Source organism: Sphingomonas sp., assembly GCF_017745215.1.
In the GTDB taxonomy this organism is placed as follows: domain Bacteria; phylum Pseudomonadota; class Alphaproteobacteria; order Sphingomonadales; family Sphingomonadaceae; genus Sphingomonas.
Window position 1 is genome coordinate 17,602 of record NZ_JAGHZV010000028.1, and the last position, 12,023, is coordinate 29,624.

Annotated in this window: 12 protein-coding genes; 10 read left to right on the forward strand and 2 right to left on the reverse strand. The window is 69.9% G+C overall.

The genetic code is table 11. The features are described from left to right. Positions 1 to 6: 6 nt before the first annotated feature. Positions 7 to 2,280 (reverse strand): penicillin acylase family protein, encoded by a 2,274-nt coding sequence (locus J7495_RS19350; protein ID WP_294058614.1) that lies wholly within the window; start codon positions 2,278 to 2,280, stop codon positions 7 to 9. Between the two features lie 264 nt (positions 2,281 to 2,544). Between J7495_RS19350 and J7495_RS19355 the strand changes: the two genes are divergently transcribed. The 3 genes from J7495_RS19355 (at position 2,545) to J7495_RS19365 (ending at position 5,427) form a co-directional block, all read left to right on the forward strand. Further along, positions 2,545 to 3,096 carry a hypothetical protein gene (locus tag J7495_RS19355; protein ID WP_294058615.1) on the forward strand — a complete coding sequence of 184 codons (552 nt, stop codon included), beginning with the start codon at positions 2,545 to 2,547 and terminating at the stop codon, positions 3,094 to 3,096. Further along, positions 3,093 to 4,442, forward strand: a complete 1,350-nt coding sequence (locus J7495_RS19360; protein WP_294058616.1) for a terminase family protein — start codon at positions 3,093 to 3,095, stop codon at positions 4,440 to 4,442. Before J7495_RS19355 ends, J7495_RS19360 begins: the two co-directional genes overlap by 4 nt. A 298-nt stretch (positions 4,443 to 4,740) precedes the next feature. Then, a complete protein-coding gene (locus tag J7495_RS19365; protein ID WP_294058617.1) occupies positions 4,741 to 5,427 on the forward strand; it encodes a spermidine synthase in 687 nt (228 codons plus the stop codon). Here the strand turns inward: J7495_RS19365 and J7495_RS19370 are convergent. Beyond that, positions 5,424 to 6,368 (reverse strand): hypothetical protein, encoded by a 945-nt coding sequence (locus tag J7495_RS19370; protein WP_294058618.1) that lies wholly within the window; start codon positions 6,366 to 6,368, stop codon positions 5,424 to 5,426. The two genes, J7495_RS19365 and J7495_RS19370, sit on opposite strands and share 4 nt — an antisense overlap. 90 nt (positions 6,369 to 6,458) lie before the next feature. Between J7495_RS19370 and J7495_RS19375 the strand changes: the two genes are divergently transcribed. The 7 genes from J7495_RS19375 to J7495_RS19405 all read left to right on the forward strand — a co-directional run. Further along, positions 6,459 to 7,592 (forward strand): phage portal protein, encoded by a 1,134-nt coding sequence (locus J7495_RS19375; protein ID WP_294058619.1) that lies wholly within the window; start codon positions 6,459 to 6,461, stop codon positions 7,590 to 7,592. Beyond that, the gene (locus J7495_RS19380) at positions 7,589 to 7,900 is read left to right on the forward strand and encodes a DUF6127 family protein (RefSeq protein WP_294058620.1); all 312 of its coding nucleotides are present in this window, start codon (positions 7,589 to 7,591) and stop codon (positions 7,898 to 7,900) included. Before J7495_RS19375 ends, J7495_RS19380 begins: the two co-directional genes overlap by 4 nt. Then, a complete protein-coding gene (locus J7495_RS19385) occupies positions 7,897 to 8,343 on the forward strand; it encodes an HK97 family phage prohead protease (protein ID WP_294058621.1) in 447 nt (148 codons plus the stop codon). Before J7495_RS19380 ends, J7495_RS19385 begins: the two co-directional genes overlap by 4 nt. A 466-nt stretch (positions 8,344 to 8,809) precedes the next feature. Further along, on the forward strand, positions 8,810 to 9,292 hold the full coding sequence (locus tag J7495_RS19390; RefSeq protein WP_294058622.1) for a hypothetical protein: 483 nt from the start codon (positions 8,810 to 8,812) through the stop codon (positions 9,290 to 9,292). A gap of 260 nt (positions 9,293 to 9,552) precedes the next feature. Then, positions 9,553 to 10,617, forward strand: coding sequence for a phage major capsid protein (locus J7495_RS19395; protein WP_294058623.1), 1,065 nt, complete (start codon positions 9,553 to 9,555; stop codon positions 10,615 to 10,617). A 114-nt stretch (positions 10,618 to 10,731) separates the two neighbouring features. Beyond that, a complete protein-coding gene (locus tag J7495_RS19400) occupies positions 10,732 to 10,998 on the forward strand; it encodes a hypothetical protein (RefSeq protein ID WP_294058624.1) in 267 nt (88 codons plus the stop codon). 137 nt (positions 10,999 to 11,135) lie between these two features. Then, positions 11,136 to 12,023 (forward strand): hypothetical protein (locus tag J7495_RS19405; RefSeq protein WP_294058625.1); only part of this gene is annotated, 888 nt, incomplete at its 3' end.

Consider the following 12,023-nt stretch of genomic DNA (forward strand, 5'->3'; position numbering starts at 1 on the left):
AGCCGACTATTCGCTGAGCGCCAGCGGCTGGCCGACGCGCTGCGCGGCGATCTCGGCAGGCGTGAAGGGCAGGCGCAGCCAGCGCTTGGCCGAATAGGCGCGCGTGCCGTCGGCGAACCAGGGCGAGTCGGGGTTCGAGGACTGCGAATAGCTGAGCAGCGAGTCCGCCACGGGGCCCTTGTCGTCGAAGGTGACGAGCTGGACGTAGCTGGTGCCGTGGAAGGGGACGAGGCCCTGCGCGGTGGGCAGCGCATGCATCGCGTTGAGTACGCCGGCGGCACTGGGGCCGCCATGGATCGGGATCCGCTCGTTGCCGCGCGGGGCGACCTGAACCTGGCCAAGCGGGGCATCGAGCGGGACGTTGAACTGGCCGAGCTCGGCGACGGCGCCCTGGAGGGCGTCGAGGATCGCGGGCGCGGCGGCGAGGTTCAGCCCCGAGGGCGTAGTGGCCGGGCTGGCGGGGTCGAAGGGGATCGCCCAGAAATCCTTGATCGCGGCCGCACGGCGCCAGAAGCTGAAGAACAGCAGCGCGCCCTTGCTGTCGTTGTCGGCATGACGGTCCCAGGCGGCGAGCGCGGTGCAGGCTGGGGCGAGCGTTTCGCGCTGGGGACAGAGCTTGAGCAAGTCGTCGAGCACGAGGCGGGCCGCCTCGACGCGATTTTCGAGGACGAGCGCGCGGACGCGGTCCATGTCGAGCTTGCCGGCGGCCAGCGCGGCCGAGATGACGGCAATGCCCGAGCGCGTGCGGAGGCTCTGGCGCGTGCCCCAGGGGCCGAGAATCGGCGCGAGCTGGGAGAGGGGGCTGTTGGAGTTCGCCAACCAGTAGCTGTCATTCGAGTTGGCGACCCAGTCGCGGCGGAGAGCGACGGGGAGGTCCTTGAGCGGCATCAGGCCGGGGACGGGCGAGGCGCGGTCGACGGTCCAGTCGCAGGCGGAGCGCGCGCCGTCGAGAAGGAAGATCGACGCATCCTCCGAGTCGGGCTTGCTGCCTTGGCCGGTGCCGCACTCGGCAAGCTTCTCCGCCGAGATGTCGGGGACCGCGCTGATGTCGGAATACATTACGGAACCGTAACGATCGGCTGCGATCGTGTTGACGTAGGGGATTCCCAACGTGCGGGCGGCGGCGTCGCGGACGGCGGGGGCGGTGTGGGCGCGGGCGATGGCGAGCCAGGCGTCGCCCGAGCGGAAATTGGCCTGGTTGGCGTCGCGGATCGAATAGGCCGTCGCCGGGCCCCAGCCGAGCCCCGAGGCGGGGATCGCGATCATCACGCCGTAGCGCGTCGCATAGAGCGTGCGCGCGACCGGCGCCGCGTCCTTGACCGCGACGGTGACCACCCGCGCCTTCATCGTCTCGCGCCGGCCGTCGACGACATAGACGGTGGGATCGGCCGGATCGAGCGCGAGCTGCTCGAGCGTCATGTGCTGCGAGGTGGTGACGGTGTGCGTCCAGGCGACGTCCTTGTTGAAGCCGATCGCGATGAACGGCGACGTCACCAGTCCCGCGCCCATCACGTCGAGCTTGCCTTCCACCCGCATGTGGAGCCGGCGGAAGCGGTTGTTGCCGGCCCAGGGGAAATGCGGATTCCCGACGAGGATGCCGCGGCCGGTGGCGGTGGCTTCGGCGCCGAAGGCCCAGCCGTTGCTGCCCAGGCCCTCGCGCGCGAGCGGCGCGGGGGCGGGGAGGTCGAGCAGCGCCGCCGCGGCGGGCGCGGCGGGCGGCGCGGCATTGGCGATGAAGCGCGCGTAGCGCGAGGCGCTGCCCTGGACCATCGCGGCGTTGACCAGCAACAGCATGTCCTGGTGCGTCATCGGCGCGAGCCAGGCCGCGCCGCGGCACTCGGCGGCGAACCCCTCCGGATGGTCGCGCAGATAGCGGTTGTACCCCGCGACGAAGCCGTCGAGCAGCAGGCGATTGTCGCGCGAGGTTGCGCGAAACGCTCTCTCGAGCTCGGGCAGTTCGCCGATCGCGCGGTGGAAGAAGTCGCTCTCGAGATCGGCGATGTCGTTGAACCCGACGGTCACCTTCGCCTTGGCGCCGAAGTATCTCGAGCGCTCGCCGCGCACCGTGACGAGCGTGTCGGCGACGATGCAGCCATTGTCCTCCGCCGCGGTGTAGCCCGAGCCATAGCCGAGCGAGCCCATGTCGCGCGCATCGAGATGGACGACGCCCTCGGCCGTGCGCGTGACCGTGACCGAATAGCGCGGCGGCGGGGCGGCGGCAGCAGGCGTGGCGAGGAGCGCGGCGGCGAGCGCGAGACCGGCACGGCGGACGACGGACATCAGGACCCCCTCCCGAGGCGTGTTTCGCGCCAGCCTAGCCGCGGCGGGCGCAAAGGCAATGCCGCATGGCCGACCGACCTCATGGAGAGGGCCGTTGGAATAACCATATAGGAATAATCTGCTTGACATCGTCACGCTGATCTGGCACACATAGGACAGGCTGGAGAATTGCGAGTCGGGCACTCGCTCCGGCCTGACGGGGGACTGCGAAGGGGCCGAGGCGCACGCGCTTGCGGCCCCTTCGCTTTTGGGATGGAGGCGCGGATGGGGACCCGCAAGGTGGTGACGGGGTGGAAGCGCGTGCGCTGGACGAACCAGATGCGCGAAATCTTCTTCAATACCCTGGCCGAGACCTGCAATATCATGGCTTCGGCGGAAGCGGCCGGAATCAAGTCGCAGAACGTCTATGAAAAGAAGCGCAAGGATCCCGCTTTCGCCGAGGAATGGCATCGCGCGCTCGAGTGCGGCTACGAAGTGCTGGAAACCAAGTTGGTTGGAATCGCGCTGTCGGGCGACGAGTCGCGCACGATCGACAATGGCGCGCACGGCAAGATCGACACCGACCTGGCGATGCGCATGCTGACCCAGCACCGCAATGCCATGAACGGGCGGGTGCGCGGCGGCGGACCCGAGATGCGCAAGGCGACGCGCGAGGACACCGATCGGGCGATCCTGGCGAAGCTCGACGCGATGGCGCGGCATCGTGGGGCAAAGTTGGGCGAGGCGGGGCAGGGCAAGGTGGAGCAGGGCAAGTTGGAGCAGGGCAAGGCGGGGCGGGACGAGGCCGAGCAGGGCAATGCGGAGCCGGGCGAATGAGCGGCTCCGGCGAGCGCAGGGCCGGGAAAGCCAAGCCGGCCGGGCCGGACGTGATCGAGCGACTGCTGGCGCTGAGCCCTGAAGATCGCGCCAAGGCAATTCGTTCGCTCAAATGGCCGGAGGCACGCGAGCTCGACGAGCGCTGGTGGGCATGGGCGCTGCCGGGGCAGCGCGAGCCTGGCGGCGAGTGGCGTATCTGGCTGATCCGCGCCGGGCGCGGCTTCGGCAAGACGCGCGCCGGCGCCGAATGGCTGAGCGAGATGGCGCGATCGACGCCCGGCGCCAAGATCGCGCTGGTGGGCGCCACGATCGAGGATGTGCGGCGCGTGATGATCGAGGGCAGCAGCGGGCTGATCGAAGTCGCGCGGATCGGCGAGACGGTGACCTGGAAGCCCAGCCGCGGCGAGCTGCGCTTCCATTCGGGCGCGCGCGCCTTCGTCTATTCGGCGACGGCGCCGGAGAAGCTGCGAGGGCCGCAGCATCACTTCGCCTGGTGTGACGAACTGGGCAAATGGGGGGACCAGCACGGCATCCAGGCCTGGGACAATCTGATGCTGACGCTGCGCGTCGGCGATCGCCCGCGCACGGTGGTGACCACCACGCCGCGACCGGGCAAGCTGATGCGCAAGGTGATGGCGATGCCCGACTGTCACGAGACGCGCGGGCAGACGCGCGACAACCCGCACCTGCCGCGCAGCTTCGTCGAGGCGATGTTCGGCGATTATGCCGGCACCCGGCTCGGGAGGCAGGAGCTGGACGGCGAGATGATCGACGATGTCGAGGGCGCGCTGTGGACGCGCGCGATGCTGGAGGGCTGCCGGGTGGCGGCGGCGCCCGAACTGGTGCGCGTGGTGGTGGGGGTCGATCCGCCCGCGAGCGCCCGAGGCGATGCCTGCGGGATCGTCGCGGTGGGGCTGGGGCGCGACGAGCGCGGCTATGTGATCGAGGATGCGAGCGTGCGCGGCGCCTCGCCCGAGCGCTGGGCGCGCGCGGTGGCGGCGTGTGCGATGCGGCACGGCGCGGACCGGGTGGTCGCCGAGAAGAACCAGGGCGGCGACATGGTGCGCAGCGTGCTGGCGGCGGCGGACGCGGCGCTGCCGCTCCGGCTGGTGCATGCGAGCAAGGGCAAGGACGCGCGCGCCGAGCCGGTGGCGGCGCTGTACGAAGGCGGGCGCGTGGGGCATGTCGGGGCGTTTCCTGAGCTGGAGGACGAGCTTTGCGGGCTGCAGGCCGGCGGCGGTTACCAAGGGCCCGGGCGCTCGCCGGACCGGGCCGACGCGCTGGTCTGGGCGCTGACCGAGCTGATGCTGGGGCACAAGGGCAGGGCGGCGGTCCGGCGGGTTTGACGGGCGCGGGCTTTCGCGCGGAGGTGCGGAGAAGATAGGGAGAGATTGGTTCACGCGAAGGCGCGAAGGCGCGAAGGCGCGGAGAGGAGGGTTTGTGCGCAGAGACGCAGAGACGTCGGAATGTGCCTGGCGCGTTGCCTATCGCGCCAGCGGCAGGCCGGGCTCCGAGATTGGAATAGCCGCTGGCGCGGCAGGAAGTTCCTTCTCCTTCTTCTCCGCGGCTCCGCGCCTTTGCGCGAACAAACCTTGTTCTTCGCGGCACGCTTGCCCGGCGCGCTCAGGGCGGGCAAGGCGGGGCATGACTCCGCGCGAACTGATCGGCACGGCCGAGGTGCCCGGCGGCGAACCGCTGCGGCTGTTCCGGCGGGGCGGCGACTATATGATCGTGCTCGAGCGCAACGAGCTGATGAGCACGCGGATGCGCGGCTCCGAAGTCGCGCTGGCCGAGATGACGCTCGAACGACTCGGGGCGCGGCCGGGGAAGCGCGATGCGCGGCTGCTGATCGGCGGCTATGGGATGGGGTTCACGCTGCGCGCGGCGCTGGCGGGGCTGGGGGCTGGCGGCGCGGTGACGGTGGCCGAGCTGGTGCCGGGAATCATCGACTGGGCACGCGGGCCGATGGCCGAGTTGACCGCCGGGTGCCTCGACGATCCGCGGGTGCGGCTGGTGATGGGCGACGTCGGCGACGCGATCGGCGAGCGGGCGGAGGCCTATGACGGCATCCTGCTCGATGTCGACAATGGGCCCGACGGGCTGACGCGGCTGGCGAACGACCGGCTCTATACGGCGAGCGGGCTGGCGGCGGCGCGGCGGGCGCTGCGGCCCGGGGGCGTGCTGGCGGTGTGGTCGGCGGGGCCCGATCCGGCGTTCGCGAAGCGGATGGCGGCCGCGGGGCTGGCGGTCGAGGAAGTGGCGGTGCGCGCGCGAGAGAACGGCAAGGGGCCGCGGCACGTGATCTGGTTCGGGACGAAGGGGCGCGGCTAGCCGCAGCGCCACCCACTCGCTTCGAGCGCGGCGGGAACGTCGCGGACGGTGGTGACCGGGAAGGTGAAGGTGGCGACCGGGCCGCCGGCGTCGGCGAGGCGGACCGAGACGAGCGCGCCGCGCGACAGGGCATAGAGGAAGGCGGGCTCGTCGCTCACCGTCGCGGGAGCGAAGGTGACGACGGTGCTCCACTCGCCGAGCGCGGGGATGCGCTCCTGGGTGATGCGCATCGCGACATTGTTGACCGGCTTGCCGTCGAGCAGGAGCTTGGCGCGGACGATCTGGCGCGTCGCATAGCCGTTGCTGCGGAAGGTGAAACGCGGCGAGACGAGGAGGAGGCCGCGCCAGTTGGCGGTGGCTTCGGTTGATTGCTGGAGCGCGAAGCTGAGCCGGGTGCGATCGTCGGCGCGTTCGTTGGGCGCGGCGGACCAGGTGGCGGTGCCGCCCGTGAGGCTGAGCTGGGGGATGGCCGGGAAGCGGCAAGGGGTGTTCGAGGGCGCGGCGGCGGCTTTCGGCGCCGACGGTGCCGGCGCGGCGGCGAGGCGGCTGCCGCAGCGTTCGGCGAGCTGCTTCATCACGGCGGCGAGGCTCGCGGCGTCGGCGGGCGTGCCGGCATAGAGATAGCGGCCGCCCTCGGGCAGGCCGGGCGCGGCGACGACGATATACTCGCCGTCGGTGGTGACCCTGGCGGCCTGCGACCACGGGATGACGATCCGATCGGTGTGCGCGGCATAGGTTTCGTCGCCGGCGCGGGTGGCGGGATAGTCGATCACCACTTCGGTGAGGCAGCCGGTGCCGCTGACCGAATAGAGCGCGGTGACGTCGAGCTTCCTCCCGCCGCCGAACATCGGCGCGCGCTGGCGCTCGAGCTGGAGCTTGATGCTCGCCTGCGCGGCGGAATCGCCCTGTTGGGCGTGAGCGAAGCTAGGCAGGGCCGTCACGAGGACGGCGAGAGATAACGGAATCAGGCGCTTCATCTGCTTCCCCACGGGCAGGTGGCGGACCTTGGGCGAACGGCGAAAGGGTAGAACATGAAATGGTTCGGACGGAAGTCCGCGCGTGGCGACGCGCGGCCGGCCTTGTCGCGCGCCGGGACAGCGGGCGGGTTCGGGGGCGGTTTCGGGAGCGCATTCGGCGAGTGGCCGCAGAGCTATGAGGCGCAGCTGCGCGAGGCCTATTGCGCCAATCCGATCGCGCAGCGCGCGGTGAAGCTGGTGGCGCAGGCGGTGGGCGAAGCGCCGCTCGAGGCGTCGGACCCGGCGCTGGCGGCGCTGGTGGCGGCGCGCTCGGGCGGGCAGCCGCTGCTGGAAGTGCTCGCGGCGCAGCTGCTGCTGCACGGCAACGGCTATGTCCAGCTGCTGTGCGACGAGAGCGGCATGGTGCGCGAGCTCTATGCGCTGCGGCCCGAGCGCGTGACGGTGGAGGCGGATGCGGGCGGCTGGCCCTCGGCCTATCGCTATCGGGTGGGCGAGCATGTCGCCCGGCTGATGGCCGAGGACGCCGCCGGGAGGGCCGAGCTGGTGCATGTCAGGTCCTTCCACCCGGCGGACGACCATTATGGGCTGGGCTGCCTGGGCGCGGCGGCGGGCGCGGTGGCGATCCACAATGCCGCGACGCGCTGGAACAAGGCGCTGCTCGACAATGCCGCGCGGCCCTCGGGCGCGCTGGTCTATGATCCCGGCGACGGCGCGGCGCTCTCGGGCGAGCAGTTCGCACGATTGAAGCGCGAGATGGAGGGCGCCTTCGCCGGCGCGGCCAACGCGGGGCGGCCGATGCTGCTCGAAGGCGGGCTGAAGTGGCAGGCGATGAGCCTCACCCCGGCGGACATGGACTTCGTCGGGCTCAAGGCCGCGGCGGCGCGCGAGATCGCGCTGGCCTTCGGGGTGCCGCCGATGCTGGTCGGGCTGCCGGGCGACAATGCCTATGCCAATTATCGCGAAGCCAATCGCGCGCTGTGGCGATCGACGGTGCTGCCGCTGGCGGGGACGATCCTGGCGAGCCTGTCGCAGGCGCTGGCGGGGTGGTTCGACGGGGCGCGGCTGGCGGTGGACCTCAACCAGGTGCCGGTGCTCGCCGAGGAGCGCGAGCGGCTGTGGCGATCGGTGAACGCGGCGGACTTCCTCACCGACGAGGAGAAGCGGGCGATGGTGGGAGTGAAGCGATGAGCGAAGGCGAGCTGCTCGCGCAGCTGACCGCGCAGGCGGAAGGCGAGGGCGGATCCATCGCGACGCTGCGCGCGATCGTCGAGGAAGCGGGCGAGCTCGGCGCCAGGCGGGCGCTGGCGCGGCTGGGGCTCGACGATCCGGGTGCGGGCAAGGACATGGCCGAGCTGCGCGAGCTGCTGGGGGCGTGGCGCGACGCGAAGAAGTCGGCGGCGAAGGCAGTGGTCGACTGGGCCGTGAAGCTGCTGCTCGCCGCGGTGCTGGTCGGGCTGGCGATGAAGCTGGGCTTTTCGGGCTGGGTGAAGCCGTGACGCGCTTCGCGGGCTATGCCGCGGTGTTCGACGCGGCGGATCGCGGCGGCGACGTGGTGCGGCGCGGCGCGTTCCGGGTGCGCGGCGCGGTGCCGCTGCTGTGGCAGCACGGCGGGGCGCCGGTGGGCAAGGTCGAGTGGCTCGCGGAGGACAGCCGCGGGCTCAGGGTGATCGGGCGCGTCGAGGATGCCGGGCTGGCCGAGGCGGTGGCGCGCGGCGCGGTGACGGGGCTGTCGTTCGGCTATCGGGTGCAGGCGGCGCGGGCCGGGCGGGTGCGCGAATTGCTGCAGGTCGAGCTGGTCGAGGTCAGCCTGGTGGCGCGGCCGATGCAGCCGCTGGCGCGGGTGCATGCGGTGGAGGCATGCATGCCCGAGGTCGACGTACAATCAACTGATAATCGTGGCGCTACTGAGCCCCGTCACCGGGGCGCGGGCTTGACATAAGAATACTTGGTGTTCACCAAAACAGACCCCTTCGCTTGGCAGTGGCGACTGTGGGTCATTTTGGGGGCCGGCCATTTCCGAAAACAGAGCAGCGCGCCGTGACATCGCGGCTCAGCGTCGCAGAAGGCCGAAACCCCCCTCATTGATGCGGTCCGTCAAGGCGGGAAGCGCGTGGTATTTAACACCTTTGTTGGGGATGTGTGGTCTGAAGGACGCATGGTATCCATTCATGGCTACCACTACCTATATGTTTAACCACTGGTGGATATTGCCGACGGGCTGGGGTCTGTCGATTGTCGCTCATTGGTTCATCCTGGACCAAGAAACGTTCAGGCAACGTCGGCAGTTGGAAGCGATTCGTGCCAAGGCGAAAGGAAAAGGCCGTAAGCGGTGATCTGTAATGGATCGGATGTGGGATCGTTGGCTGGTTGTAGTTGGTTATGAGTTGACGTAGGAGACACGGTGCATGGGAGCGTCTGCTATCACAGGACTCGCCGTCGTCACGGTGTTCGTTGTTGCCGGCATGCTCTTTTTCCGCATGCTGAACCGAGCCGTGTACCCGAAGCGTGTCGAACTGTTTGAGATGGCCGTGAAGGTCATCAACGATCCCAAAGCGCCTGCGGTCGATAAAGCCTTTGTCACCTGGTGCATGGATCACGCGATGGAATTCAGCGGTGGTTGGATGATCCTCCGTGCGATGGCCAGCGCTATCAAACGCGCCGGTGAGGCACCTCAAGCAGAGCCGCTACGCTGCCCCAGGACAAAGTATGTCGGCAAGCGTTTCATCTTCTCGGCTCTGGCGATCAATCCAATCGCGTTCGTTGCCACTGTGCCCATGTTGCTCGTCCTGATGCTGGTGGAGCGGCAACGCGTGCCGTTTACCGCGATGGGCGACGCAGCTATCCAGCTCCGGGCGAATTGGCGCGACCGACCGATTACACTCGGCTGAACTGCCCGCTACTGTCGACATAGGTGCTGTTGCCCACTAGGCCGACGCCAGGCTTCTTTGTGGCAAGTCGCCTAAATAGCTCCGGGAATATCTTAACAGATACGTGAAGGCGGTCCGCTACGCGCAAAGCGATGCGGCTGCTGGGTTCATTTGTCTGTGTCCGAGAGCCGGTGGTCCAAACCATTCGACGAAGTTCCGCCACTGGCGGCGCGCCTCTCCGGCTCTGCTCCGGAGAGGTTTTTTCTTGTGGGGAGACTGACATGATCGAGACGAAGGCGGACGGCCTCGAGGCGAGCTTCGAGGCAGTGGAGAAGGGCGGGCTGCCGGCGGGGCAGCTCGCGGGGCGGCCGATGCTGAGCGGGGCGCGGGCGCCGGGGGCGGGGTTCGAACGGTTCCTGCGCTCGGGCGCGGCGATCGAGATGAAGGCGTTCGACGGGACCGCGGGCGACCATGGCGGCTATGCCGTGCCGCGCGAGATCGACGCACTGATCGACGCGACGCTCAAGAGCATCTCGCCGATCCGCGGAATCGCGAACGTGGTGAAGGTGGGGAGCGCGGGCTATCGCAAGCTGGTGACCAGCGGCGGCTTCGAGAGCGGCTGGGCGAGCGAAACCGGTGCGCGCGACGAGACCGACACGCCGGTGTTCAACGAAATCGCGCCGCCGATGGGCGAGCTGTTCGCCAATCCGGCAGCGAGCCAGGCGATGCTCGACGACGCGCAGTTCGACGTCGAAGGCTGGCTGGCCGACGAAGTGGCACGCGAATTCGCCGCGGCCGAGGGTGCTGCGTTCGTGAACGGCAACGGCACCAGCAAGCCCAAGGGCTTCCTGCAGGCGACGGTTTCCGCGTCGAGCGATGCGAGCCGGACGTTCGGGCAGCTCCAGTATATCGCGAGCGGCGCGGCGGGGGCGTTTGCGGCGAACCCCGAGGAGAAGCTGATCGACCTGATGCAGGCGCTGCGGCCGCCCTATCGCCAGGGCGCGAGCTGGGTGATGAATTCGGCGACGCTGGCGAAGATCCGCAAGTTCAAGACGACGACGGGCGAGTTCCTCTGGGCGCCGGGGCTCGCGGCAGGGCAGCCGGCGACGCTGCTCGGCTATCCGGTGGTCGAGGCCGAGGACATGCCCGACATCGCGGCGAATTCGCTGTCGATCGCGTTCGGCAACTTCAAGGCGGGCTATCTCATCGCCGACCGGACCGAGACGCAGGTGCTGCGCGATCCCTATTCGAACAAGCCCTATGTCCATTTCTACGCGACCAAGCGCGTGGGGGGGATGGTGAGCAATTCGGAGGCGATCAAGCTGCTGAAGTTCGCCGCGAGCTGAGGCGCGCAGCGCTGCTTTCCTTCTTCGCGCCTTTGCGCCTTTGCGAGATTCATTTTCACGCGAAGGCGCGAAGGCGCGAAGATTTTGAGGCCGCTGCGCGGCGAGGGGATCATCATGGCAGACCAATTCGCAAACCGCGCCGACGAAGTGTCGGCACCGGCGACGCGCGCGCTCGGCGTGACGCCGCATGACAGCAATGCGCTGAGCGACATTCCCAAGGCGCTCTACGTCGGCACCGGGGGCAACATCACGATGCGCGGGGTGAACGGCACCGCCGACCAGCTGTGGAAGAACGTGCCGAGCGGCGCGCTGCTGCCGTTCCGCGCGCAATATGTGCGGGCGACGGGGACCACTGCCGCCGACCTGCTGGCACTCTACTGATGGGCGCGCTCGGACTTTCGATCCCGGCGCTGGCGCTGCGGCGGGGTTCGCCCCCGCCCGCGCCGTCGCTGGTCCTGGCGAGCGACGCGGGCGTGCTCGCGAGCGCTTCGTCGCATCTTGCAAGCGGAGCCTGATCCATGGCCAAGCAAGTGATCAACCGCGGCGCTTCGGCCGGCGATGCCGGCGCCGAGACGCTGTACGCCGCCTTCGGCAAGGCGATCGCCAATTTCGACGAGCTCTACGGCGGGCTCGCGGGCGTGACGCTGCTCGACAAGACCGCGGCCTATGCGGTGCAGCAGGCCGACGCGGGCAGACTGATCCGCGGCGATGCGAGCGGCGGGGCGTTCGCGTTCACGCTGCCGGCGAGCGGCGCGGCGACGGGCGACGTGATGCGCTTTCGGAAAAGCGACACGAGCGCCAACCGCGTGACGGTGAAGGACAATGGCGGGAGCGACGTGGCGTGGCTCTCGGCGCAGCGCGACCAGGCGCTGTTCTTCTGGTCGGGTTCGGCCTGGGTGCCGCTCCAGTGGAACATCCAGCCGCTGCGGCAGGTGTTCGCCAGCTCGGGGACGAGCACGCGGCCGCCGCTCGCGACGAGCTTCGACGCGATCCTGATCGGCGGCGGCGGGGGTGGCGGCGGCGGGCGAGTCTCGAGCAGCAGCGCCAATCGGGCCGGTGGCGCGGGCGGGGCCGGGGGCGCGGCGATCTACCAGAGCTTCCTCGCCGGCGCGCATGGCGCGACCGAAAGCGTGACGATCGGCGCGGGCGGCAGCGGCGGCGCGGGAGTGACGACGGGTTCGGGCGCCAATGGCGGCGCCGGGGGGACGACGAGCCTGGGCGCGCTGGTCAAGGCCGATCCGGGGGCGGGCGGCGCCGGCGGCGGCTCGAGCGCGGCGGCGAGCGCGGTGGCGCCGGCGACGGGGACCTTCGGGCAATCGGGGGCGGGCGGCGCGACGTCGACCAGCGCGGCGAGCTCGGCGGGCGGCGACGGCGTCGTCGGCGGCGGCGGCGGTGGCGGGAGTGCC

Bases quoted from the DNA above. Each gene is read 5' to 3' on its own strand.
- J7495_RS19360 (WP_294058616.1), top strand. From the start codon at position 3,093: ATGAGCGGCTCCGGCGAGCGCAGGGCCGGGAAAGCCAAGCCGGCCGGG.
- J7495_RS19395 (WP_294058623.1), top strand. From the start codon at position 9,553: ATGATCGAGACGAAGGCGGACGGCCTCGAGGCGAGCTTCGAGGCAGTG.
- J7495_RS19355 (WP_294058615.1), top strand. From the start codon at position 2,545: ATGGGGACCCGCAAGGTGGTGACGGGGTGGAAGCGCGTGCGCTGGACG.
- J7495_RS19375 (WP_294058619.1), top strand. From the start codon at position 6,459: ATGAAATGGTTCGGACGGAAGTCCGCGCGTGGCGACGCGCGGCCGGCC.
- J7495_RS19390 (WP_294058622.1), top strand. From the start codon at position 8,810: ATGGGAGCGTCTGCTATCACAGGACTCGCCGTCGTCACGGTGTTCGTT.
- J7495_RS19400 (WP_294058624.1), top strand. From the start codon at position 10,732: ATGGCAGACCAATTCGCAAACCGCGCCGACGAAGTGTCGGCACCGGCG.
- J7495_RS19350 (WP_294058614.1), bottom strand. From the start codon at position 2,280: ATGTCCGTCGTCCGCCGTGCCGGTCTCGCGCTCGCCGCCGCGCTCCTC.
- J7495_RS19365 (WP_294058617.1), top strand. From the start codon at position 4,741: ATGACTCCGCGCGAACTGATCGGCACGGCCGAGGTGCCCGGCGGCGAA.
- J7495_RS19380 (WP_294058620.1), top strand. From the start codon at position 7,589: ATGAGCGAAGGCGAGCTGCTCGCGCAGCTGACCGCGCAGGCGGAAGGC.